This is a genomic window from Gracilibacillus marinus, from assembly GCF_042651725.1.
Lineage (GTDB): Bacteria > Bacillota > Bacilli > Bacillales > Amphibacillaceae > Gracilibacillus > Gracilibacillus marinus.
Map to the genome: position 1 here is coordinate 455,708 of NZ_JBHSDV010000001.1, position 25,909 is coordinate 481,616.

Below are 25,909 nucleotides of genomic sequence, written 5' to 3' on the forward strand. Positions count from 1 at the left end.
GCAATGGTATTGTCTATTCTACTTGCAGGACTGGGACAAATCTATAACAAGCGCTATGTGAAGGGAATTTCTTTCATTCTTTTGGAGATTGCCTTTATCATAACGACTTTTGATTTTCTACATTTAGGATTATGGGGAATCACAACACTAGGAACGATACCAGGTGTTGACCATTCTATCTTTTTACTCGTATACGGAATCGTTGCAATATTAATTCTAGTTTTTGCAATTACATTCTATGTATTTAATGTAATCGATGCACGTAAGCAAGCAATGAAATTAAATACGGGTTGGGAGCCGCCTACATTCAGCCAAGCACTTCGAAATGGCTATGATAAGGCATTCCCTTATATTATGACAGCACCTGGACTGATTTTATTAGTCTTTACAGTTGTTTTCCCGCTATTATTTGCGATTGCTTTAGCATTTACGAATTATGACTTATATAACTCCCCACCGAGGAATTTAGTAGAGTGGGTAGGCTTTAGTAACTTTGGGAAATTAGTTACCGTTGATTTATGGAAAAATACGTTCTTAAGTGTATTTACATGGACGATAGTTTGGACACTTGTCGCAACATCGTTTCAAATTGTTGTTGGACTATTTTTGGCGGTATTAGTGAATGATCCACGTGTAAAGTTTAAGAAAACGATTCGTACCATTCTTATCTTGCCATGGGCTGTACCTGGATTTGTGTCTATCTTAATCTTTGCAGCGATGTTCAATGATCAATTCGGTGCAATCAACCGTGATATTATTATTCCACTCGTAGGTGGAGAAGGATTACCGTGGTTAACCAATCCTGTTTACACCAAAATTGCGCTTATCATGATTCAAACATGGCTAGGGTATCCATTTATTTTCGCATTATTTTCTGGGGTATTGCAAAGTATTTCTTCAGAATGGTATGAAGCGGCAGAAGTGGATGGGGCAACGCGTTGGCAAAAATTCAGACATATTACATTGCCACATGTTTTATTTGCGACAGCGCCATTACTTATCATTCAATATACGACGAATTTTAATAACTTTAACATTATTTATCTATTTAATGAAGGTGGACCTGCAGTGCAAGGACAGAATGCTGGAGGAACAGATATTTTAATTTCATGGGTGTATAAGCTGACATTCGAGACAAACAATTACAGTATGGCGGCAGCAATTTCACTTATTATCGGATTGATTGTGTCTGTCTTTGCCATTTTCCAATTCAGACGTACAAGCTCATTTAAAGAGGAGGGGAATATTTAATGAATCCAAAAACAAAATCAAAACTAGAATTAGCTGGAATATACACGATTTTTGCATTCATGGCTGTGATTATTCTGTATCCTCTTGTATGGGCAATTGGAATGTCTTTAAATCCTGGGAATAGTTTGTATTCCTCATCTATCATTCCAGAGAATTGGTCATTAGAACACTATAAATGGTTATTTACAGACCCGAGAAGTGATTATTTACTGTGGTACAAGAACAGTATGATTGTTTCTACTTGTGCAGCGTTCTTCTCTGTGATTATGACATCTTTTGTTGCGTATGCTTTTTCTAGATACAAATTCGTAGGGAGACAGTCCGGGTTATATACATTCCTAATCTTGCAAATGTTCCCTGTCATGATGGCAATGGTAGCATTATATATTTTCCTACATTTAATTGGATTGCTAGATTCTTTAACAGGTTTAATCCTGATTTATATTGGTGGACAAATACCGTTTAATGCATGGTTAGTAAAAGGTTACTTAGATACGATTCCGAAAGAATTAGATGAGGCAGCATATATGGACGGTGCGGGACACTTTACTGTATTTCTAAGAATTGTGCTTCCATTAGCAAAACCAATTCTAGCAGTTGTCGCATTGTTTAACTTTATGACACCATTATTTGATTTCATTTTACCATCGATTATTTTAAATAGTCCCGAAAACTACACGATTGCATTAGGACTATTCAATTTCATTAATGATCAATTTTCCAATAACTTCACACGATTTGCTGCTGGTTCGATTCTTATAGCCATTCCTGTTGCGATTGTTTATTTGTTCTTACAACGCTTCTTAATCTCTGGCTTAACAGCAGGTGGAACGAAAGGTTAATGGAGGTACACGGAGGATAGAGTATGAGAGAGATAGATTTTATAAAAGGTGTCGATTTGTCGTTTGTTGACGAAGTGGAGACAGAAGGCGGCATTTATTACGAAGACGGAAAGCCTGTCGATGTCATTGAATTGTTGCATCGTTCAGGGGTAAACGCAGTTAGGCTTCGTTTATGGCACACACCTTCAGGGGGATACTGTGATTTAAATAGAACGATTCAAATGGCGAAAAGGGTAAAAAAACATAACATGCATTTTTTACTAGATTTTCATTATTCGGATTATTGGGCAGACCCTGGCAAGCAAATAAAACCTAAGGCATGGGAAGCATTATCTTTTGATGCATTAGTTGCAGAAGTACGTAGCTATACAGAGGATGTATTGCTTGCTTTTGATAAGGAAGATGTACTACCTGACATGGTCCAAATAGGTAATGAAATAACGAACGGCATGCTTTGGGAAGAAGGAAAGATTTATAAAGAAGAAAATGGAAAGAAGATAGAAGAATGGGACAGTATTCTGGCACTTGTTCAAGCAGGTCTAGAAGGAGTAAGAGCTGTTTCAGATAAAGTGGAGACAATGATTCATATTGATCGTGGTGGAGATAATGAAGGATCTCGAAAATTTTATGATCATATTGAAGAAAGTAATCTTACTTATGATGTGATTGGACTATCTTATTATCCATGGTGGCACGGGCCATATGAAGACTTTGAACACAATTTAATCGATATAGCGAATCGATATCAGAAGAAAATAAATGTGGTAGAGGTAGCGTATCCGTGGACCATTCCTGATGAAATCCCACAAGTAGATGAAGCGCCAGATATCCGTGAGAATCTTGTTCAAGGATATCCAGCGACACCTGTTGGGCAGAAGGAATATTTGACTAAGTTGATGGCTACTGTGAAAAATGTGCCAAATAATTTAGGGCATGGAATCTATTATTGGGAACCTTGTTGGATTCCGTCGAAAGAAGAATGGTCTGTCGGACACGAAAATAATTGGTCACATTTAACATTGTTTGATTACGAAGGTAATAAATTAGAAGGTTTAGATGCATTCAAAAAAATATAAAAGAAAGCATGGTGACAATCTATGAAATTCAACCCAGTAAGTAACAACATCCCAAAAATGCTTCACGGTGCGGATTATAATCCTGAACAATGGGAGAAGTATCCAGAAGTATTAGAAGACGATATTCGTTTAATGAAGCTTGCGAACTGTAATGTCATGTCTGTTGGCATCTTCTCATGGGCGAAGTTAGAGCCTGAGGAAGGCACGTATAATTTTGAGTGGATGGATCGATTATTAGATACCTTTCACCAAAATGGAATCTATGCATTTTTAGCGACACCAACAGGCGCTAGACCTACATGGATGTCGGAGAAATATCCGGAAGTGCTTCGTGTTGGAGCGAATCGTGTCCGTAATTTGCATGGAATGCGACATAATCATTGCTTCACATCACCTGTGTATCGTGAAAAAACGAAGCAAATGAATACAAAGCTTGCAGAACGTTATGCTAATCATCCAGCAGTGATTGGGTGGCATATCTCGAATGAATATGGTGGCGAGTGTCATTGTTCTTATTGCCAAGATGCATTTCGTGATTGGGTGAAGAACAAATATAAGACATTAGACGCATTGAATGACGCATGGTGGACGACTTTTTGGAGTCATACGTATACTAGTTGGTCACAAGTGGAATCACCAGCACCTCATGGGGAAACAATGGTGCACGGACAGAATTTAGATTGGAAACGATTTGTTACAGATCAGACGCTAGATTTTTATCGTCATGAAATCAAACCACTGAAAGCAGCAAATCCAGATTTACCTGCAACGGCGAATTTTATGGAAGCATTTGAAGGATTAAATTATGCAAAGTTTGCGGATGATTTAGATATTGTTTCATGGGATTCCTACCCGACATGGCATGATGAACAAGATGAATCAGCATTAGCGGCATGGACAGCGATGAATCATGACTGGTTCCGTGCATTGAAAGACGGCAAACCATTTTTGCTAATGGAAAGTACGCCGAGTTTGACTAACTGGCAATCTATTAGTAAATTGAAAAAACCTGGCATGCATATGCTTTCTTCATTACAAGCAGTTGCACATGGTTCTGATTCTGTTCAATATTTCCAATGGCGCAAAAGTCGTGGGTCCAGTGAGAAGTTCCACGGAGCGGTAGTCGATCATGCAGGTCATGAGCATACAAGAGTTTTTGAGGAAGTGAAAGAGCTAGGCGAAGGTCTTAGTAAATTAGATCAAGTAGTTGGATCTACTGTAGATGCAGAAGTTGCAGTTATTTTTGATACAGAAAATAGATGGGCTGTAAAAGATGCACAAGGGCCTAGAAATGCTGGCGTGTATTATGAACGAACAGTCAGAGAACACTACCAAGCATTCTGGGAACAAGGAATCAGTGTGGACGTAATTGACATGGACAAAGATATTTCTAAATATAAAGTACTTGTTGCGCCAATGTTGTACATGGTACGCCCAGGTGTTGGAGCAAAAATTGAGCAATTTGTCAAAAATGGTGGAACATTTGTAGCGACATATTGGTCAGGTATTGTCGATGAAAATGATTTATGTTTCTTAGGTGGATTCCCCGGTCCATTACGTAAAACTTTAGGTATTTGGTCTGAAGAAATCGATGGATTATATGATAGTGAAAGAAATGGAATTCAAGCAGTTGGTGAGAATTCATTTGGATTAGAGGGTGCTTTTGAAGCAAGAGAATTATGCGACTTAATTCATGTAGAAGGTGCAGAAGTGCTAGCAGAATACACTTCAGATTTTTATGCAGGTAGAGCAGCATTAACTGTTAATCATTTTGGTGAAGGAAAAGCATATTACATTGCTTCTAGAAATGATAAGGCGTTTCATCAGGCGTTTTTTGGTAAGTTAGCAGAAGAACTTGGATTGAAGAAAGCAGTTGATGGGCAGTTACCGAAAGATGTGAGTGTGCAAGTGAGAACGGACGGAGAGAATGAATTTGTATTCTTGATGAATTTCTCTGATCAGGAGAAGGAAGTTCAGTTGGTGGATGCAGTGTATGAAGATTTATTGAATGATGAGGAAGTTGGGAAGTCTGTTGTTGTGGAAGGCTATGGGGTTCGTGTGTTGAAGAAGTGATATTTTATTAAAGGAGTAACAAGACCTGTTCTTTTTGGATGGGTTTTGTTATTTTTTTTGTTTTTTTTGGGGAGTGGGATTTCTTGCGTGAGTGTGTGGAATTCCTGCGTGGTGCGGATAATTCCAGTGTGGCTGGAGGAATTCCTGCGTGGCTCAGATAATTCCAGTGTGGTTATTTGAATTGTTATGTGGGGTTGTTGGATTAACTTATTTTTTTAAGTATGCGTTTTATTAATTGAATATTCTGATAATTTAGTTCTTAATAACTAACACTCGTATTTGAGTGCTGTAATTATTTTAGAAATTGTTAAGAGTTGTCTATTAATATAAGTACTTAGTGATGAAAATAACATCGTATAAATAATGATACGCAATAATCATACATACATCACTGAGATAAACAGCGCGAGACAACATAGAGTAATCGTTATTTTTATCACGTATAACACAATATGTCACATTAAATAGAAATGATGTGATTTATTTTTGTGTGGTTTTTATTTTTGAGATAAAGACAATAGGAGAGGAGCGGAATGAAGCAGTGAAAAAGAATGTAAGTGTGTTATTAATGGCATTGTTGCTTTTTCAAACAATCTCTAGTTCCTTATTGATTCCAATACAGGCGATAACAAATAGTGATCAACCAAGTGTTTTCACAAATATCGCAGTAGTGAACGATGAGGGGAATATGCTGCAAGATGATGCGGTAGCTGGAACCAATGCGACTATTCTTGTCGATTGGTCGATTGCTGATTTAGAGATGGAAGCAGGCAGTACGGAGAGTTTTACGGTACCTTCTAATTTAAGTGTTGATACAGAACAGGCTGGAGTATTAACGTTTGAGGAAGAAGAAGTCGGTACGTATCTTGCAACAACAGATGGGATAGTTACTGTTGAATTGACAGAAGAAATAGCAACATATCCTGATGCAAATGGTAGCTTCCAGGTTAAAGCGGTTGTGATAGAGAGTACTGAGGAAGTCGTCACAGAGGAAGCTCCCATTGTAACAGAAGAGGAGCAGTTGCCTGCTGAGGAGACACCAACTGATACTAAACAACAACCACAGACGGATGATACTCAAGCAGATGCGCCAACTACAACAGACACGGAGCAACCATTAACGCAGGAAGAGCAACCCGTAAAAGAAGAGACAAACGCAACAACAGAAACTAATTCATTCAATATGCAACAAGCAGCAACAGCGGTAGACGATGGATTCCAATTAACTTTAGATCAACTAACAGATCTTAATGGAAATGCATTTACTCAAGATCAATTATTAGATCCATCCGATGAGTTTTATTTAAAGTTAGCTTGGCAATTGAAAGATGGCCACACATATAAAGTGGGAGACCAGGTTACATTTACATTGCCAAATGCCATAGCAATTCTCCAAGAAATGACAGGAGAATTAAAAGACAGCCTTGATAATGTAGTGGCAAATTATACGATTTCAACAGATAAACAAGTGACATTAACATTTACAGATTATGTGATGAACAATAGTAATGTAACTGGTTGGTTACAAATTGTTTCCATGTTAGATAAGGAAAATGTAGAAGTAGAAGATGGAGAAGCAATTATTGAACCGATTGGTGATGAGGATCAATTGCGAATTCCGATTATCTATGACCAAAAACAAACAACCATTGAAAAAAAAGGGGCACCTAATAAATCTTATAATGCAAATGAAATAAACTGGGAAGTAATTATTAATAAAGAGAAAAATGATTTAACAAATGCAACGATTACGGATTTACTTCCTGAAGGCACGACGTTTAAAGAAGGAAGCCTTAAGGTAACGAAGCTTAAGGCCAATATCGATGGGAATATCATTGGTGATCTAGAAGAAATTCCTGTTTCTAATGCAACTTTTGAAAATGGTACTTTATCGATTCCACTAGGTGATATTGATGATCCATATCGCATCGAATATGTAACAACAGTGACAGACGAAGATGTTACTCAATTTGTTAATCAAGCAAGCTTAACAGCAGACGGTTTGGATGAGCTGAATACAGGTGCAACGGTTACGATTAATCGTGGCGATCCAATTAAAAAGAAAGCTGCGAAAAGCTATGACCCTAAAACAGGGATCATAGAATGGGAAATTGAGTTTAATTACAATCAAAAAAGTTTAACAGATGTTACGTTAAAAGACGCATGGACACCAACAGGAAAGCTTGAATTAGTTGAAAGTAGTGTCGTTTTTAAAGAAATGACCATTGATGAGAATGGGAATGCTTCGGAAACAGGAACGACAGGACTTCCTAATGGTGCTGAAGTTGTGAAAGGGGAGGACCAGTTTGAGATAACTGGCATCACAACAGATAAACCATACAAAATTACGTATCAAACAAAAGTGACAGGACGTGTTTTAGATAGTTTTGACGTAAGTAATACAGCTGGATTTGGAGAGTACCAAACAGGAACAGGTACACAAATTGGGGCATATTACGGGTCCAAATCAGTTGGTACAATCAATTATGCCGAAAAAACAATTGACTGGCGCATTGAGATAAACCATGATGAGTATCCGATGGAGAAAATTAAGGTTGAAGATACATTAGGCGCGGGATTGGCGTTAGATGCAAATTCTATCTCAGTGACAATCGATGGTCAAGCATATCATGATTTTACTTTAACGGAAGGTAATCCTTTTACTATTGCTTTTCCAAATGATTTTACAACAGACAAGAAAATCATTATCGACTATCAAACGATTTTTGTAGCAGATGAGGTTCCAAATCAACGACCTACAAATACAGCTGCAATAACATGGACGCCTGAGGGTGAAGATGGATCGATTACGAAAGATATTACGGTAAACACCGAATTAAATGACAAGACAAAGAACAATCATTGGAAAAGTGGTTCCTATGATCCAAGTTCAAGAGAGATTACATGGACTATTTATACGAATTACCGTGAAAATCAAATCGGAAATTTGATTATTGAAGATACACCATTAGGCAATCAGAAAATTGTAGAAGACTCTGTCGTTGTGACACCATTAACTATTGATGCAGATGGGAGCATGACAGAAGGAGATGCACTCGATCCTAGTGTGGCGAGTGTTAACACGAATACGAATTCACTAAATGTAACCATTGGTGAAACAAATCAAGCATACAAAATTGAGTATAAGACTAGTCTAGCAGGATTAGTTGATGTTGCGATTAATTATAAGAATGCTGCAACAATTAAAGATGGTTCTACTAACTTAGAATCTATTGAAGCAAATGTAGGGATAGCGAAAGCGGATAGATATGCAGATAAGTCAGGGGTTCAAGATGGAAAACAAGTACATTGGAAGATTGATGTGAACCCTGGGCAGCAATTAATTGATAATTTAGTCTTAGAAGATTCCATTTCTGATAATCAAGATTATTTGAAGGATTCTATACATGTCTTTGAGGGAATTGTAGATGGTAATGGTGATGTAACAAAAGGTGAAGAAGTTCCAAATAGTGAATATGAAATTACATTTGGTCCAGATAACCGTAGTTTTCAAGTAGTGTGGTACAACCAAATCAATGATGCATTTGTAGTGGAGTATTCGACACTATTTTTTGCAGGTCATAACGAAAGTGTATCCAATGATTATAAGATAACAGGTGGTAACATCGTTGCTAATGATACTACTGAGGATACAAGTAATGTGACCATTCGACAATTATCATCAGGTGGTGCGACAGGTCAAGCGGGTTATCTAGTCATCGATAAGATTGATTCAACGTATGGTGTGCCTGAATCTAAGTTAGCAGGTGCAGAATTTGAATTAATTGATGCACATAATGGTAAATTGTTAAAAACTGCGACAACAGATTCAACTGGACAGATTGATTTTGGACGCTTACTTTTTGGAGAATACATTTTACGTGAAAGTGGAATTCCAACTGGATATGTTACACCAAATGAAGAGCAAACCATCACAATCAATAAAGAATATGTCGCAGGAAGTGAAGAAAGTAAAACTATTTTAACAGTAGATAATTACAAACCTGTGTATCAGATTGATTTATTAAAAACGGATGATGTAGATGAGAACATTCTATTAGCAGGTGCAGAATTCACGTTGTATGATGCAGATAATAATGTAATGGGAACTGCTACAACAGATGGAAGTGGTGAACTTTCATTTGAGAATTTACCAAGTGAAGGTACGTATTATTTAGAAGAAACAAAAGCACCAGAATTTTATCAGCTTAATACAGAAAAAATTCAGGTAAGTATTGGAGAAAAAGAACGTGAGCCAATACAGGTGACTGTTGACAATCAATTAGTTCCTGGAAAAGCCAGAGTACAAAAAGTAGACATAGAAACTGGTAATGGTTTAGCGGGTACGGTTTTCCATGTTTTTAATAGTACGGGAGAACGTGTAGACACGCTGACTTCTGATGCTGACGGTTATGCAGTCACAAAAGAATTGCAACCTGGGGATTACACGGTCAAAGAAGTGACGCCACCTCATGGGTATCATTTACCTGCAGATCAACCTAGTATTCCTTTTACTATTGCGAAAAGTGATACGGTTGAGACGATTGATGTAAATGAAAAATTCCGTAATGAAGTCAAGTCAACAAATATCGAAATCACAAAATATGACACAGAATTACCGAGTAAATTTTTAGCAGGTGCAGAATTAGAACTCACATATGTCGGAAGTGACTATACGATTCCTACTCAAGTGAAAACGACGGATAGTACTGGTAAAGCTGTATTTGAAGATTTAAAACCAGGTACGTATGAGATTAGAGAAATCAACGCGCCAACTGGTTATATTTTAAATTCCGTTCCTATTACAGTCGAAGTAACTATTGACGATGTAGCGAATGGAACGCTTGTAACAGGTTCTATCGGAAATGCACCATACGGCAAAGTAGTATTGACGAAAAAAGATGAAGAAACAGATAAATTATTACAAGGTGCAGTGTATCAAGTAGTTGATGCATCAAGTGAAATGCCGATAAATGGTTATCAAAATCTAACAACAGATGCATTTGGGCAAATTACGATTACAGGCTTATCCAGAGGAGAGTATAAGCTTCAAGAAACGCAAGCGCCGTTCGGTTATTCTATTGATGGAGATGGATTTACGTTACCATTCACGATAGATGATACAAGTATAGTAACGGAAACTTTCACAAGAGAAATGACGAATACAATCATCAAAGGCTCTGTAAAAGTAACAAAAGTAGATGGAGATACAAGCGAGAGTCTTCAAGGTGTAGAATTTAATTTAGTTTCTGACTCTTTAGTAAATGGTGCTACGTATTCAGGTGGACCATTCATAACAAATGAAAATGGTGAATTCGAAGTTACTGATCTTACACCAGGAACGTATCATCTAGAAGAAATAAAGACATTAGACGGATACCAATTACCAACTGGTGCTCAAAATGTATCTTTCCAAATTAATTTAGCCAACACAGCTCATGAACAAACGGTAACAGTAGAGAATTTTAAACTCATTGATATTCCAATTACAAAAACATGGAATGATAATGATGATGCGGAAGGTACTAGACCAGGTGAAGTAACAATTGAATTACGCAGACAAGTAGGAAGTGGCACAGTTGAGACGGTTGAATCGCTTGATTTAAGTGGTGATGCAACAAGTAACGAATGGGCACATACATTTACTGATTTAGAGCAAGTAGATAATGATGGAAACAGATATACGTACTCTATTGCTGAATCTAATGTTCCGACTGGATATGAAGCGAAAGTCAATGGATACAACATTACAAACACACGAGCTGAAAACAAAGATATCAAGATAGAAAAAGCGTGGTTAGATGAGAATGATACAGCACGACCTGTGTCTATATCTGTAACGCTTTTGAGAAATGGCCAAGAAGTTCGTAGTGAAGCATTAACTAAAGCTAACAATTGGTCATACACATTTGAAGATATGCCACTATACAATAATTCGGGTGTTGCATATACCTATTCAGTAGAAGAATCAGATGTAGCAGGTTATCAGCTACAAGGTATAGAGGAAACAGAAGAAGGATTCCAAATCACCAATGTAAGAAGTGAAAAAACATCCATTGCTGTAACGAAGGAATGGAAAGACAATCCAGAAACAGAAGCTCGACCTGAAAGTATTACAGTGCAACTTTTCAAAAATGATGATACAGAAGCTTTTGACACACAAGTAATTGAACCAGATACGGATGGCAATTGGGCCTATACATTCGCAAATTTAGAAAAATTTGATGAAAATGGTCATCTAATTGATTATCGAGTGGAAGAAGAGAATGTGCCTGGTTATGCAACAGAGGTTGTAGAAACAGCAGAAAACCAATCATTCACAATTACGAATACAAGAAGTAATACGATTGCTGTTTCAGGTAAGAAGACGTGGTTAGATGATAATTCTGAAGAACGTCCAACAGAAATCACAGTTCAACTTACTAGAGAAGGTGACGATGTTTTCTTACAAGAAAAAACTGTAAAAGCATCGGATAATTGGGAGTATGAGTTCAATAACTTACCGGAATTTGATGATAATGGGAACAAATACACGTATATTATTGATGAAGTGGATGTGTCTGGTTACGATAAAGCAGTGAATGGTTATGACATCACTAACACGAGAACAGGTAAGATTAATATTTCAGGAACAAAAACGTGGAAAGATGAACAAAGTACAGCGGATCGACCAAATCAAATTGAAGTAATTTTAAAACAAAATGGGAACGAATATTTAACACAAGATGTAGATGCAGATGACAATTGGTCCTATGAATTTACTGATTTACCACAATATGACGATGAGGGTGTCTTATATCAATACACGATTGATGAAACACCTGTTGCGGGTTATAAAAAAGTGGTGGATGGTTATGACATTACTAATATTCGCTCAGAGCAAACATCGATTCATGTAGACAAAGTTTGGATGGATGACAATAATGCAACCAACAAACGACCAGACCAAATTACGGTAGAATTATACAGAAGTGATGATACATCTAATGCATATCGTACAAAAGTTATTCGAGCAGATAACGGATGGGAATATACTTTTGATAATCTAGAAGTCTATGATGATGAGGGTAAGCCGTACACATATGAAGTACGAGAATTACCAGTGGAAGGGTATCGTACGGTTGTATCAGATACGGATAATGATGTACAGATTACGAATATCCGTACAGGTAAGACATCTGTTTCTGTTACGAAACAATGGAATGACAATAACAATGCAGATGATACTCGCCCAGAAGAAATTGAAATAGAGCTTTACAGAAGTGATAATTCAACAGAACCAATTGATAGATTCTTAGTTTCTGCGAATGATGATGGGGAATGGAAACACACTTTCAAAGATTTAGAAGCATTTGATGATCAAGGGGTAGCTTATAAGTATACAGTTGATGAAGTGACACCAACTGGGTATCGTTTGGCAGCTACTACAGGGAACATGACAGATGGGTATATCTTGACAAATGTACAGCAAACATCAGTAGACGTACAAAAAGCGTGGTTGGATAATGGAGATACAGATGCACGCCCAGAGTCCATCACAGTGGAATTGCATCGAAATGGTGAGTGGTATAAAGAACAAACGATTGATGCAGAGGATGGATGGAAACATACATTTGATCAACTCGACTTATACGATGAAAATGGCATTCCTTATGCGTACACTGTAAAAGAAAAAGAAGTGCCAGAAGGATATGCACTGAAATCTATTACTGGTGATCAAGAGACAGGTTATGAAATAACGAATCTACGTGTTGGAGTGACAGAAGTAACTGGAATGAAGACATGGAAGGATGAGGATGCATCAGATCGTCCAACTGATGGTATCACAATCAACTTGCTACAAGACAATGTGGTCATTGATACGGAAACAATTAGTGCAACAGGTGATGGGAACTTTAGTTTTACAGAGTTGCCGAAATATGATGACCAAGGTGTACCGTATGTGTATACAGTAGCAGAGCAAGAAGTGCCTGGTTACCAATCAGACGTGAAGGCTTTTGATATTACGAATACAAGATCAGAGAAGCGTGGTATTACTGTAACAAAAGGTTGGCAGGATGAAGGTACGAGTGATCGTCCTGATTTTGTAACAGTGTACCTTTACCAAAATGGTACGAAAATTGATGAAGAGAATCTAAAAGCAGAAGACAATTGGCAATATACATTTACAGATTTAGAAGCATATGATGAAGATGGTATTGCGTATACGTATTCTGTAAAAGAAGAGCCAGTAGATGGATACAAAACGACAATTGATGGCTTTAATATTACGAATACTCGTATTGGTAAGACGGAAGTTTCGGGAACGAAGAATTGGTTAGATGATGAGTCTGAAGAACGACCAAAAGTAATTACCGTACAATTATTGCAAAATGGAACAGTCATCGATACTGTTGAGGTAACAGCAGAAGACGATTGGAAGTACCAATTCGAGAATTTAGAGAAATATGATGAAAAAGGTATCTCTTATACGTATACAGTAAGTGAAGAGCCTGTAGAAGGATACACGCCGAAGATTGGCGGATATGATATTACGAATGTGCGATCAGGAACTACTTCTGTAGACGTTACAAAAACATGGTTAGATGGTACGGATGAAGCACGTCCATCCCAGATAACTGTACAATTATATAGAGATGGTGTATGGATTAAGGATGACCAACTCTCAGAAGAGAATGATTGGCAAACTACATTCGACTCTTTACCGAAGTACAATGAATTAGGGGAAGAATACACGTACACGATACAAGAACTATCTGTTGACGGATATGAATCTACAATTGACGGATATGACATCACGAATGTAAGAGTAGGAAAAACAGAGGTTGTAGGAACGAAGACATGGTTGGATGACAATGCAGAAGACCGTCCGAAAGAAATCACTGTGTACTTACTTCAAAATGGAGAACGCATTGATTCGACTACAGTGACAGCTGAATCTAACTGGGTGTACAGCTTTACTAATCTAGAAGCATTTGATGCAGAAGGTGTAGCTTATCAATACACTGTAGAAGAAAAAGCAATAGAAGGGTATCAAGCTACTGTAAAAGGCTATGATATTACGAATTTACGAGTTGGTACAGTAGAAATTGCCGGAACGAAGACATGGTTAGATAATAATGCAGAAGATCGTCCAGAAGAAATCACTGTCTATTTACTTCAAAATGGAGAACGTATTGATTCGACAAAAGTAAAAGCGACAGATGATTGGAAGTATCGTTTCACGGATATACCTCAATATAACGACAATGGTGTAGCATACACGTACACAGTAGAGGAAGAAGCTGTGGAAGGGTATGAAACAACAATTGACGGATATGACATCACGAATGTAAGAGTAGGAAAAACAGAGGTTGTAGGAACGAAGACATGGTTGGATGACAATGCAGATAGTCGTCCAAAAGTAATTAAAGTAAACCTTTTACAAAATAGTGTGGTTGTTGACACGATAGAAGTCACAGCAGATACGAATTGGCAGTATCATTTTAGTGATTTGGATGCATTTGATGAGAATGGTGTCCGTTATCATTATACTGTGAAAGAACACGCTGTACCAGGTTATCAATCAGAAGTGAATGGTTATGATATTACAAATACAAGAACAGCAAAGACTTCGATTGAGGTTACAAAAGCTTGGTTAGACGATAATTCACCAGATCGCCCAGATTCTATAACTATTATGTTGTTACAAAATGGTAAGCCATTCTTAACAAAAGAAATTACTGCGAAGGATAATTGGACTTACACATTTGAAGATTTAGAAGCTTATGACGAAGAAGGTCGTGCGATAACGTATACTGTTGAGGAAAAACCGGTAGAAGGATATCAAACAATTATTAATGGCTTAGATATAACCAATTTAAGAATAGGTACAACGGATGTTTCTGGACAGAAAACTTGGAAAAATGATTCTGAAGCAAATCGTCCAGAATATATCGAAGTAGTACTTTATCAGAATGGTGTAGAATATCAAACGAAGAAAGTTACAAGTCATGATGATTGGAAATTTAGTTTTGATGATTTACCTAAATTTGATGAAGAAGGTGTAGTTTATGTATACACCATCCAAGAGAAAGAAGTAGAAGGATATGAATCATCAGTGGAGGGTTATCATATTACGAACACATGGATAGGAGAAGATGTACAAGAAACTCCTGTGTCATCTGATGAACAGTCACCAAATGATGATGGTCCATTACCAAATACCGCAACGAACATATTTAATATGCTATTAGTTGGTGGTAGTGCGATTCTAATAGGTTTTGTATTATTATTAGTGTATCGCAAAAGAAATGCATAATTATTAAATAACGTACCCTATAGTAGAGGCAGATTCGTCTCATCTATAGGGTACGTTTCTATTTATTCAGTACTTTTTTCTTCTTTTTTTGTTGGTGATACCATTTAGTAATATCAGGCGAAATAGTAATATCTAGGTCTGCCAAGATTTTTTTCAAATATTTATATTGATGATCTACGAGCATGTGGTAGTTTAGTGTATTGAATAATTTCATCAGTTGGAAAGAAGCATGCTCGTCTTCGGGTCTTTTATTAACAATTTCAGTGTACCATCGAATGGCCTTATCTGTATTATTCGTGTCATAATAATATGTCGCAATTTGTTTCGCACGATGAAGCCATAACTCCTCTAATTCAAACCTTTCTGCTTCAAGCCATGTGTAATCTAGTTTTTCTAAATAATTCCCTTTGTATATAGACATCGTGTCCTCAAGATGACCGATAAACTCTGTGGTGATTGTCGGGATATACTGTATTTTATCTTTCCAGTTTATTTTGTCTATAATTGTTTGATTCAGTTTAAGTACATAACCATCCTGGACGCTTTCAATATATATATATTGTTGGAGTTCTTTTAGTGCCTTGCGAATATTGTAAATACTCACATATAGATTAGAGTATGCTTTCTCTAATTCTATATCCTCCCACAAAGTATCGACAAGCTTATCTTTTGATACGACTGTTCCTTCGTTATGTAGTAAATAGATAAATAATTCTTTTGATTTAGCTGTTCGCCATTTAATTTCAATTGGATGTGTTTGATGGTGCAATTGAAAAGTTAGGTCTCCAAGTACTTGTATATGAAGTAAGTCTTGTTCTTTTTCAGGATTGTCTGTCGAAATTTGTAATCTTTGTATGGTATTTTGTAGTCTCTCTGTAGAAACTGGTTTCAATATATAATCAAGTGCATTCATTTCAAATGCTTGAACGGCATATTGATTATATCCTGTTACAAAAACTACTTGTATATTGGGATTCAGTGCTGTGATCTCCTCTGCTAACAATAGGCCATTTGTTCCAGGCATCTCAATATCAAGGAAGACAACATCGATTTGTTGTAATAATCCATTGTACTTATTTATATTTGCTTCTGTTGATGTAAATAAGATTTCTATCTCTTTGAATTCTAGTAATTGGAATTTGAGTAATTCGATTGCTAGAGGTTCATCGTCAAATAGACATACTTTCATCGTGTATATCCTCCAATCTTGGTCTTTTTTAGGATATGTGATAATTAACTATTTTAGCAAAGAAAGTATGGAAAGTGTATAGGGAGATTGTTAAATTTTGGTGAAGGTGGTAATTGTATAGTGTTAATTATTTTAATTAGGGCATGGGAATCCTACTATTGTAAAAAGAATTCCCATGTCGTGAATTACTTAATGTCTTTGTCTCGTAGTACAAAGTAAGCATATTCTGCTGTTCTTTTTGCATATGTGGAACAGTCACTTTGTTTGATTGCTTCTAAAATTCTATCTGCATGGAAACCATTTTCAAATTTTAATCCTGTCTGGGAATCGTAATAATAGAGGAATGCGGTCCATATCATTGCATCTTCCCATGTGCCTGAGTGATTCATTTCGAAAAAAACATCTATATTTTCATTAATCATTGTAGTGAGATCATCTACTGTTTTGCTCTTCGGATTAGCTAATATATTGCGCCATTCATCACTTGCCTTTTTATAATCCTCCACAATCCGGTCTCCATATCCTGGAGTATTACGCGCATAGCCATTTAGTTCTAAGATCGTTTTCTTTGTCATATAAGTAATCTCCTTTTTTTATGTTTCTTTTCTGTTTAAAATGTGTTTTCGTTTCATTACAGGAACAGCAATAAGTAATAATAGCGGACTAATTATGAAAGCACCAAACTGCGGAGGGAGAATTCACAGTACAATATAATTCTATTATTTTTTCTTTACCCATTTAAATCCATCCCCTTTTGTAATGATTGCTACATCAATTGGACCACCAACTGTCTCCATTTCAATCGACATTTTTCTTTTAAGTGATGTGACGTTTAGTAAGGATTCAGATAGATGTGCGAGTTCACTTGCCGGTAATGAATCTACAATATCTAGTATCGGATCAATGAAGTGCTTGCGTTTATGTGTAGCTACTTCATTCTGGTAATGTTGATAGAATTGACTAATTGTATGCGAGATTTCTTTGTCAATTACATCCATTGACATATCTTCTCTCAAATAATCTTTAATTTGGTGCAAAAATGTTTCTTTTACATGGTGTAATTCCCTTTGTAGAAACGTCGAGAGAAAGTCCTCCATTTCTTCGTGAATGCCATCAAGAAAACTTCGCATCATGTCTCTTTGCGCAAATGGTAAAATAGAACCGTGAGTCGTATAATTAATAATCTTTTTTCTTGTGAAGTATTTAGTCTTGTTGTTTACTTTTCCATCAATAATCATGACATATGCGGACGGATAGATTTCTTTATCACCATATCCTGCAAAAACAATCCCTGAATAGTTGTTTGAAAAATCTTTCAAGATGGATTGAATCATTAGCTGTGTAAGGACTGGTGTCCATTCCACTTGAAGTAGATGATTGTCGAATTGTTTTGTTAGTAATGAACATATCTTATCTTCATATTTCTCCATTAATATTTCTTCATCATGTTCATTGAATCCTAAAGGGTAGGCTTTGTCGCTTAGATGTCGTGCTTGTTCATCAAGAAAAATTGCTGCTTGCTCTGCATATATTTCTTGGATTTCATCTTGTAAGTGCAATTCGCCATATTCACTATAAAGATTGTTATTTATTGCTGATAAATCTCTGTACAAATCTTGTACTCTTCTATATAAGGTGTTCTCTATATATCTTTCTTCGTTTATTTCATCTAGAAATTCTTTGTACGGATTATGATGAAGAAAGTGAATAAAACCTTCCAGGTAATTTTTCACAGAGTCGAGCGGTTCTGTTAATGTGTTTCGATATACTTTGATTAGTGTCTCCCAGGGGACGTGGAATAGGGAACTTGAACCATAAATCATTACACCAATGGTATGATTTTCTGCTAAATGAATTAATTTATTTGCAGAATGGTAGACTTTTTTTCCGTGTATAGTAACTGCACTGTCAGATGCGAGAGCAATACCACCAGTATTCATTACCACTAATTGTGCGGTCATATGTTTTCTCCAATCTATTTGCTTGTATTTATTATATCGGTAGAATTGAACATAGTTGTTAGCTAATAGATAAGGAATGATGCTTAGTTGTCCATCTCAAAATATGGATCAAGCTTCATGACACCTTTATCATATAGTCTTTTGTACTCATTCGTAATTAACTTCTCGATATAACTACTATTTGTTTCTTCACTTTCTGTTAGTAACATTTCTAAATACCAATTTGCTTTTTCAGAAAGATATAATTTTTTTGTATTTTTCTTGCTTTCTTTTCTCTTTTTGAAGCAAATTCTGGGAAATGTCATGCGATTGATTTAGTTAATTTCGGTTGTTTGTTTAACATAGATACCTTTTTCATTGTTAGAGTGCTGTGTACAGATTAAGTTTGCAGTTGATGTATTGTAAAGAGCATTATTGATTATTTTTTCCATGATTAAACGCTTCTTTCTTTGGTACTAATAACTATTAAAATGATTTAGTACTAACTCTATAAATCTAGTCTATTGTATTTAAGAATCTTTGTCAATATTATTTTCTGAAAAATAGAGTAGGTCAATATTATTATGATATACTATTGATAAATATGTAGATTATTGGATAATTGTGAAAAAATTGATAATCTAGTTGGAGGCATTCATATGTTTGATAGTTTTTTAGGAGGAGTCATAGAAGGAGTGAAATTATCACTAGATATGATTTGGACGACAATAAGTGCAGACCCAGCATTGTTAGCTCTATTCTTATACATTGTAGGTGGGTCTTTTGTTTTAGGGTTAATAGTGAGGTTCTTGAGGGAACAAAGACTTCGGAAATCTGGAATCAGAGAAGTTGATCAAATGTCTGGTCGTAAGTTTGAGGAATATCTACAAGCATTATTAAAAACAAAAGGCTATGCAGTACAACTGACACCAGCAACAGGAGATTTTGGTGCAGATCTTGTTCTGTCTGACAAAGGAAGAAAGATTGTTGTACAAGCGAAAAGGTATAAGAAAAATGTTGGGGTAAAAGCAGTACAAGAAATTGTTTCGGCTAAAAGTTACTATAAAGCAGAGGAATGTTGGGTAATTACGAAAAGTTTCTATACAGCTCAAGCTATTAAACTAGCACGTTCCAATCATGTGAGGTTGATTAATCGTAATGAATTAATGAATTGGATGTTGAAAGAAAATAATAAGAAGAAAGTAGTTTCTTTATAATCAATGAAATGATTTGAATGTGCATGAAAGAGGTTCATGATATGATAGGAGGATAAAGTCTTATCATGTGAAGGGGTAACTTTAATGAAAACTACTACGTATCTAGTTACAGGTGCAGCAGGCTTTATCGGCTACCATGTTGCTAAGAAATTATTAGAACAAGGATTCACAGTAATTGGAATCGATAATGTGAATAATTATTATGATGTAGAATTGAAACATAATCGTTTACAGCTGCTTGAACCTTTTGAGCAGTTTACATTTTTGAAAATGGACATTACAGATAAAGATGCTTTATTGGATATTTTTAATACATATAAGCCTACGATTGTCATCCATCTTGCGGCACAGACTGGTGTCAGGTACTCATTAGTGAATCCAGATGCATATATCCAAAGTAATATTATTGGCTTTTATAATGTTATAGAAGCGTGTAGGCACTATCCTGTCGAGCATCTTGTGTATGCATCTTCTAGTTCTGTATATGGTGCGAATGAAAAAGTGCCATTTGAAGAGACGGATTTTGTCGACAATCCTGTGTCATTGTATGCATCTACTAAGAAATCAAATGAACTAATGGCATATACGTATAGCCATTTGTATCAAATACGAGCAACAGGCTTACGCTTTTTCACTGTATATGGACCTATGGGACGACCGGATATGGCTTATTTTGGTTTTGCAGATAAGTACTTTAAAGGTGAGCCGATTCATATTTATAATAATGGAGATGTGGATGATGACTTATATCGTGATTTCACTTATATTCATGATATTGTCGAAGGAATAGAGCGAGTGACTCAGTATGAGACTTCAAATGATGTGATGCATAGTGTATTCAATATAGGTAATAATCAGCCAGTAAAGTTAATGGTATTTATTGAAGCATTGGAACGAGCACTAAGTAATGCATTAGGCAGGAAAGTGCAATTCGAGAAAATCTATGAGCCACTCAAACCTGGTGATGTAAGAGCAACATATGCTTCAACTGATTTGTTAGAAGAAGCTGTTGGATTTAGACCAAAGACTTCGATTGAAGAGGGATTGCAGCGGTTTGCTGATTGGTATGTTGGGTATTATGGGGTAAGGTGATTGAATGCGCGCACTTTCTATGTCGGCGAAAGTGCGCGTATTTCGTTAAGATACAGGTGATACTTAAATCATATTCCCTTCCCAATTTTTCATTATATATTCTCTAATCCTTTTACGTGCACAAACTCCCCAGCTCTTTACTGCAACAATGGATGAATCGGTTTCTTGAGCAATCGACTTTAAAGGCATTTGATTTAATATATAACCATCAAACCATATTCTTTCCTTTTTCGACAAAATTGCACGTAACTCTGCTATATTTTCTTTTTCAAAATAATGATCTTCTGCTATATGGGCATTTGTTACAATGAATGCTTGAGAAATATGTGACGTTTGGTCTTGATATTTATAATTTCTGTGCATTTTACTAAGCAATCGTCCTCTAATAATTGTATAAGTATGGGTGCTTCGTTTCGCTTTTGTTTCATCATAATTTCTCCATGCTTCCCATATAGCAAGTAATCCTTCTTGATAGAATTCTCCATCTGTGTCTTTAATTTGGTACTTATTGATAAAGTGATAAATGATATCTTGGTTTTCTTTGACCCATTTTTCAAACTCTAATTCGTTCATTTTATCTTTTCCTCAGGGGAAAAGCGCTTTTCCAGTTATTCCGCGGTAATGCAACCATAATGGATTATTGCGTATTCTACACATTGGTAAAGTTGAAAAAGTACTTGGAATTATATCAATTTGCTTAGAAATTTGATTGTTTTATAAGGAAATTAGCTATAATTAATCAGGATTTTGAAGTTCGAGGTAATTATCTAGTGAAAAGCATTTACTTAACACTAGTAATCATCTATCATTAATAAGAAGACATCTGTAGATATGAGGGATGATATGCTTATTGAGGTAAAACAAAGGGACCCGCAATATTTAGGGAAACTGGTATGGATTACAAATCAAGAGAAAGTTTTTCGTAGTGTGAAACGATTTGATGCATTTGAGCGATTCCTCCAACATGATTCCATTAAAATGGGGGATGTTTCGGACGTTTTTCCTATGCTAGCTTATAATCAAGAGATTGGCAGTATACTCGGTAAAAGTAGAGTGTATGGTATATTTTTAGAGGAATCTATTTGCTTTTTTGCGACATGGGAAGAAGTGAAGTCATATGCAGACGCGTATTTTGAACAATATGATTTGCAACTGGAGAAAGATAGATTAGAGAAGAAGAAACAGTGGGAAATGGCACGTAATAGGCATTTAGATAAACAAAAGCGTTTACACGAAGAAGCAGTTCAACAAGATTTCAAAAAAAGACAAGCAGCACTTGATTTGCATAAGAAAAAGTATGGGATATTCTCGTTATTTGCTCCTGAGTTTAGAGAGGCGAATTGTTTTAGGTGTGGGAATGCATTGTATTCGAGTACGCATGAAACGTGTGGTTCGTGTAAGTGGATGGTGTGTGAGTGCGGAGCATGTGGTTGTCAGTATGAGAAGTAGGTAAAAAGTATAGGAATAGAGAAGGGTTTAGGAAGAGCATCCTAAACTCTTTTGCGTATGTGTAGAAAAGAGAGGAAACCCAACTTTATATAACAAACGGATAAACCGTTTTCCTTAATTTTCGATAGAATAAGAGATTTTTTGAAAATAACACTTGATTTCGAGAAAAAATCATAATATACTGTAATAAGAAAACGGATTCAGTTCGCTGCAGCGCAAATATTCGTTCGTTTTTTTTAATCAATAAGGAAACCGTTTTCTTCATAATGTTTAGGTAGTAGAAGTAGTTGATTTAGTAAATGCGTTATAACTTTAAAAGACACGGGGGTTAGTTAAAATGAAAAAATGGGTAATCGCAATCGTATTTTCTCTAGTAGCTTTAACTTTGGCAGCTTGTAGTGATGATAGTGATAAAGCTAGTGGGGATAAGAGTGAAGATGGTACTGTAAATTTAGATTTCTGGGTATTTGGTAGTACAGGATATCAAGAATTAATTGATGAGTATATGGAAGAGAATCCAAATGTAAAAATCACCATTAATGAAGGTGAAATGACGGACATGCACAACAATTTGTTTACATCCATTTCTGCAGGAAGTGGCGCACCTGATATTGCACAGATTGAAATCAGTGTAGTAGAGAAATTCTTGCAAGCTAAAGATCAATTTTACAACTTAAATGATTATGGTGCAAAAGATGTTTCGGCTAACTTCCTTGATTGGAAATGGGCACAAGCACAATCTGTAGATGGTGAGTTCCAAATTGGTCTGCCAACAGATATTGGACCAACAACAATGTTTTATCGTACAGATGTAATGGAAGCAGCTGGATTCCCAACAGATCGTGAAGAACTTGCTGCTGAAATCGATACATGGGAAGCGTATTACGAAGCAGCAAAACAAGTAAAAGAAACTACAGGTAAATATATGACAGATACACCTCAACTTGTATTTAACGCATTAAGAGATCAACAAGAACTACAATATTTTAACGAAGACGATGAATTAATAATGGAAGAAACGGTGAAAGAAGCGTATGACTTTACGACAAAAATGATTGAAGAAGATTTAATTGGTCAAAACGAACTTTGGACTCCTGAGTGGGGTACTGCAATGGCAGAAGGCACGTATGCTACAATGCCTGGTGCTCCAGGTTGGATGGTAGCGAACGTAAAAGGTAATGCGCCAGATGCATCAGGTCTTTGGGATATTGCAGCAATTCCTGAAGGAGCAGGTAACTGGGGTGGTTCTTTCTTAACAGTACCAAAAGAATCGGATTATCCACAAGAAGCATATGATTTCATTGAATGGTTAACAGCACCTGAACAACAATTAAAATCATTTGACATTGCTGGATTGTTCCCGTCAACACCAGATGTATATGAAAATGAAGAATTTTTAGCGACAACAGATGAGTACTTTAGTGGTGCGCCTACAGCGAAAATTTTCGCGGAAGCAGCGAAATCTGTAAAAACAGTATATATGGGCGTGAACTATTCTATCGTTGATACAGAGCTTTCTACAGCGCTTGTGAATGTTGCGGTAGATGGTGCAGATCCACAAGAAGAATGGGATGCGGCAATTGAACGTATCACTTCACAATTAGAAAGACAATAAGGATGATGTTCAAACGGTCTAAAGATTACTTTTAGACCGTTTGAAATCAACGAAAGGAGAAATTATCATGGCTAAATCAGAAACAACAGGAAATATTGCTAAAAAATCATCCTTAAATGAGAAAACAAGAGAAGCAATTGCTGGTTACATATATGTTTCCCCATTTTTTATTTTATTTGCCGTTTTTGGACTGTTTCCAATTCTATTTAGTTTCTATTTAGGATTTCAGAAATGGAATGGTTTAGGAGAGATGGAGTTCGTAGGCTTACAGAATTTCAAATTTGTATTGTCTGATCCAATCTTCTGGACTTCTTTAAGTAATACATTAATTATGTGGGTTTTAGGAACAATTCCACAGTTATTATTTGGTATTATTTTGGCATATGCGTTGAATTCAGCATTGATAAAAATGAAAAGTTTATTTAGGGTTGCTATTTTTATGCCGTATGTAACATCGACCGTTGCTGTTGCAATTGTATTTGGTATTATGTTCAATCCACAAGATTTTGGGCTTTTTAATGTAATTCTAGGTTGGTTTGGCGTGGATCCAGTTAGTTGGAAGACATCTTATTGGGGTGTGAAGATTGCGATTTCTACAATGGTATTCTGGCGTTGGGTTGGTTACAATACCATCATTTATCTTGCAGGTCTTCAGGCAATACCAAATGAATTGTATGAAGCAGCTCAAATTGATGGTGCAACAATCCGTCAAAAAATACAATATATCACAATACCAATGTTAAAACCGATTATTATCTTAACTGTATTTACTTCTACAATTGGTGCATTGCAATTATTTACAGAGCCATTAATTTATGTTGGAAGGTCATTTAGAGAAGAAGGTATTACAGTTGTTCTTTATTTATATCGTGAAGCATTTACCAACTTATCATTTGGTCCAGCTTCGGCATCTGCGATTATCTTGTTCATTATTATTATAATTTTATCGTCAATTAACGTATTTGTTGCAAATCGGATTGGGCGATAAGGAGGGTTAGCAAATGAGTGAAAAAACAGTATCAAATAAATTATCCATTTCGAAGTTCTTTGTCTATGCACTACTTGTCATTGCTTCCTTTTTATCTGTCTTTCCATTGTATTGGATGTTTGTAATGGCAACAAACCACAACAGTGCAATTAACAGTGTGCCACCTGCGTTTATTCCAGGTTCTGAGCTAGTTACAAACTTTACGAATGTAATTAATACAATTGATTTCTGGGGCGCAATTATGAATTCATTAATTGTTTCTGTTGTAGCAACAATTGGTGTACTATTCTTATGTTCATTGGCAGGTTTTGCTTTTGCTAAATTCGAATTCAAAGGAAAGAACGTCTTATTCCTTGCAATTTTGGTTACAATGACGATTCCGCCACAACTCGGGTTAATCCCACAGTATATTATCATTTCTAAATTAGATTGGCTAAATGATTTAAAAGCAATTATTGTGCCAGGTTTAATCGATGCGTTCGGTATCTTCTGGATGAGACAATATATTAGTAGTAATGTACCAAATGAACTAGTAGATGCTGCCAAAATAGATGGTTGCTCTAATTTCAGAATCTATTGGAACATTGCAGTACCTGTTATTATTCCGGCATTTGCAACATTAGCGATTATTAAATTTATGTATGTATGGAATGATTTCTTATGGCCACTAATCGTATTGCGTGACGAATCATCTTTTACGATTCAAGTAGCATTACGTGGTCTAATTGACAACTATGTACGTGATAATGGTATGATTCTGTCTGGGACATTCTGGGCAACAGTACCGTTAATTGTTATTTTCTTATTATTAAACAAATTATTTATTCAAAGTTTGACAGAAGGTGCAGTAAAGAGTTAACACCTTAATTTATATTAT

Annotated in this window: 16 protein-coding genes; 11 read left to right on the top strand and 5 right to left on the bottom strand. The window is 36.0% G+C overall.

Annotated elements, in window-relative coordinates; all coding sequences use genetic code 11:
- Positions 1–3: 3 nt before the first annotated feature.
- The 5 genes from ACFOZ1_RS02180 (at position 4) to ACFOZ1_RS02200 (ending at position 15,542) form a co-directional block, all read left to right on the top strand.
- Positions 4–1,251 (top strand): carbohydrate ABC transporter permease, encoded by a 1,248-nt coding sequence (locus tag ACFOZ1_RS02180; protein WP_390198019.1) that lies wholly within the window; start codon positions 4–6, stop codon positions 1,249–1,251.
- Complete coding sequence (locus ACFOZ1_RS02185; protein ID WP_390195341.1) at positions 1,251–2,093, top strand: sugar ABC transporter permease; 843 nt, start codon at positions 1,251–1,253, stop codon at positions 2,091–2,093. The genes ACFOZ1_RS02180 and ACFOZ1_RS02185 overlap by 1 nt, the downstream gene beginning before the upstream one ends.
- Positions 2,094–2,116: 23 nt before the next feature.
- The gene (locus tag ACFOZ1_RS02190; protein WP_390195343.1) at positions 2,117–3,169 is read left to right on the top strand and encodes a glycoside hydrolase family 53 protein; all 1,053 of its coding nucleotides are present in this window, start codon (positions 2,117–2,119) and stop codon (positions 3,167–3,169) included.
- Between the two features lie 21 nt (positions 3,170–3,190).
- On the top strand, positions 3,191–5,242 hold the full coding sequence (locus tag ACFOZ1_RS02195; RefSeq protein WP_390195345.1) for a beta-galactosidase: 2,052 nt from the start codon (positions 3,191–3,193) through the stop codon (positions 5,240–5,242).
- A 541-nt stretch (positions 5,243–5,783) separates the two neighbouring features.
- Positions 5,784–15,542: a Cna B-type domain-containing protein gene (locus ACFOZ1_RS02200; protein WP_390195347.1), complete on the top strand. Its 9,759-nt coding sequence runs from the start codon at positions 5,784–5,786 to the stop codon at positions 15,540–15,542.
- Between the two features lie 58 nt (positions 15,543–15,600).
- Here ACFOZ1_RS02200 and ACFOZ1_RS02205 read toward each other — a convergent pair whose 3' ends face one another.
- The 4 genes from ACFOZ1_RS02205 to ACFOZ1_RS02220 form a co-directional block, all read right to left on the bottom strand.
- Positions 15,601–16,731, bottom strand: coding sequence for a response regulator (locus ACFOZ1_RS02205; RefSeq protein ID WP_390195349.1), 1,131 nt, complete (start codon positions 16,729–16,731; stop codon positions 15,601–15,603).
- Between the two features lie 185 nt (positions 16,732–16,916).
- Positions 16,917–17,306 carry a hypothetical protein gene (locus tag ACFOZ1_RS02210; protein ID WP_390195351.1) on the bottom strand — a complete coding sequence of 130 codons (390 nt, stop codon included), beginning with the start codon at positions 17,304–17,306 and terminating at the stop codon, positions 16,917–16,919.
- A 144-nt stretch (positions 17,307–17,450) separates the two neighbouring features.
- Complete coding sequence (locus tag ACFOZ1_RS02215; protein WP_390195353.1) at positions 17,451–18,692, bottom strand: hypothetical protein; 1,242 nt, start codon at positions 18,690–18,692, stop codon at positions 17,451–17,453.
- Between the two features lie 83 nt (positions 18,693–18,775).
- Positions 18,776–18,901, bottom strand: a complete 126-nt coding sequence (locus tag ACFOZ1_RS02220) for a hypothetical protein (RefSeq protein ID WP_390195354.1) — start codon at positions 18,899–18,901, stop codon at positions 18,776–18,778.
- Positions 18,902–19,330: 429 nt separating this feature from the next.
- On the opposite strand from ACFOZ1_RS02220, the gene ACFOZ1_RS02225 reads away from it, so the two are divergent.
- Positions 19,331–19,888, top strand: coding sequence for a restriction endonuclease (locus ACFOZ1_RS02225; protein WP_390195356.1), 558 nt, complete (start codon positions 19,331–19,333; stop codon positions 19,886–19,888).
- Positions 19,889–19,972: 84 nt separating this feature from the next.
- Entirely contained in the window at positions 19,973–20,980 is a 1,008-nt protein-coding gene (locus ACFOZ1_RS02230; protein WP_390195358.1) for an SDR family NAD(P)-dependent oxidoreductase, read from the top strand.
- Between the two features lie 63 nt (positions 20,981–21,043).
- On the opposite strand, the gene ACFOZ1_RS02235 is transcribed toward ACFOZ1_RS02230, so the two are convergent.
- Entirely contained in the window at positions 21,044–21,553 is a 510-nt protein-coding gene (locus tag ACFOZ1_RS02235) for a sigma-70 family RNA polymerase sigma factor (RefSeq protein WP_390195359.1), read from the bottom strand.
- A gap of 270 nt (positions 21,554–21,823) precedes the next feature.
- Between ACFOZ1_RS02235 and ACFOZ1_RS02240 the strand changes: the two genes are divergently transcribed.
- The 4 genes from ACFOZ1_RS02240 (at position 21,824) to ACFOZ1_RS02255 (ending at position 25,891) form a co-directional block, all read left to right on the top strand.
- Positions 21,824–22,429 (top strand): hypothetical protein, encoded by a 606-nt coding sequence (locus ACFOZ1_RS02240; RefSeq protein ID WP_390195361.1) that lies wholly within the window; start codon positions 21,824–21,826, stop codon positions 22,427–22,429.
- A 337-nt stretch (positions 22,430–22,766) separates the two neighbouring features.
- A complete protein-coding gene (locus tag ACFOZ1_RS02245) occupies positions 22,767–24,044 on the top strand; it encodes an ABC transporter substrate-binding protein (RefSeq protein WP_390195363.1) in 1,278 nt (425 codons plus the stop codon).
- A 67-nt stretch (positions 24,045–24,111) separates the two neighbouring features.
- Entirely contained in the window at positions 24,112–25,032 is a 921-nt protein-coding gene (locus tag ACFOZ1_RS02250) for a carbohydrate ABC transporter permease (protein ID WP_390195365.1), read from the top strand.
- 13 nt (positions 25,033–25,045) lie between these two features.
- Positions 25,046–25,891 carry a carbohydrate ABC transporter permease gene (locus tag ACFOZ1_RS02255; protein WP_390195367.1) on the top strand — a complete coding sequence of 282 codons (846 nt, stop codon included), beginning with the start codon at positions 25,046–25,048 and terminating at the stop codon, positions 25,889–25,891.
- The last annotated feature ends 18 nt before the right edge of the window (positions 25,892–25,909 follow it).

Bases quoted from the DNA above. Each gene is read 5' to 3' on its own strand.
- ACFOZ1_RS02210 (WP_390195351.1), bottom strand. From the start codon at position 17,306: ATGACAAAGAAAACGATCTTAGAACTAAATGGCTATGCGCGTAATACT.
- ACFOZ1_RS02180 (WP_390198019.1), top strand. From the start codon at position 4: ATGGTATTGTCTATTCTACTTGCAGGACTGGGACAAATCTATAACAAG.
- ACFOZ1_RS02230 (WP_390195358.1), top strand. From the start codon at position 19,973: ATGAAAACTACTACGTATCTAGTTACAGGTGCAGCAGGCTTTATCGGC.
- ACFOZ1_RS02255 (WP_390195367.1), top strand. From the start codon at position 25,046: ATGAGTGAAAAAACAGTATCAAATAAATTATCCATTTCGAAGTTCTTT.
- ACFOZ1_RS02225 (WP_390195356.1), top strand. From the start codon at position 19,331: ATGTTTGATAGTTTTTTAGGAGGAGTCATAGAAGGAGTGAAATTATCA.
- ACFOZ1_RS02245 (WP_390195363.1), top strand. From the start codon at position 22,767: ATGAAAAAATGGGTAATCGCAATCGTATTTTCTCTAGTAGCTTTAACT.
- ACFOZ1_RS02215 (WP_390195353.1), bottom strand. From the start codon at position 18,692: ATGACCGCACAATTAGTGGTAATGAATACTGGTGGTATTGCTCTCGCA.
- ACFOZ1_RS02235 (WP_390195359.1), bottom strand. From the start codon at position 21,553: ATGAACGAATTAGAGTTTGAAAAATGGGTCAAAGAAAACCAAGATATC.
- ACFOZ1_RS02195 (WP_390195345.1), top strand. From the start codon at position 3,191: ATGAAATTCAACCCAGTAAGTAACAACATCCCAAAAATGCTTCACGGT.
- ACFOZ1_RS02250 (WP_390195365.1), top strand. From the start codon at position 24,112: ATGGCTAAATCAGAAACAACAGGAAATATTGCTAAAAAATCATCCTTA.
- ACFOZ1_RS02190 (WP_390195343.1), top strand. From the start codon at position 2,117: ATGAGAGAGATAGATTTTATAAAAGGTGTCGATTTGTCGTTTGTTGAC.
- ACFOZ1_RS02185 (WP_390195341.1), top strand. From the start codon at position 1,251: ATGAATCCAAAAACAAAATCAAAACTAGAATTAGCTGGAATATACACG.
- ACFOZ1_RS02240 (WP_390195361.1), top strand. From the start codon at position 21,824: ATGCTTATTGAGGTAAAACAAAGGGACCCGCAATATTTAGGGAAACTG.
- ACFOZ1_RS02220 (WP_390195354.1), bottom strand. From the start codon at position 18,901: ATGTTACTAACAGAAAGTGAAGAAACAAATAGTAGTTATATCGAGAAG.
- ACFOZ1_RS02205 (WP_390195349.1), bottom strand. From the start codon at position 16,731: ATGAAAGTATGTCTATTTGACGATGAACCTCTAGCAATCGAATTACTC.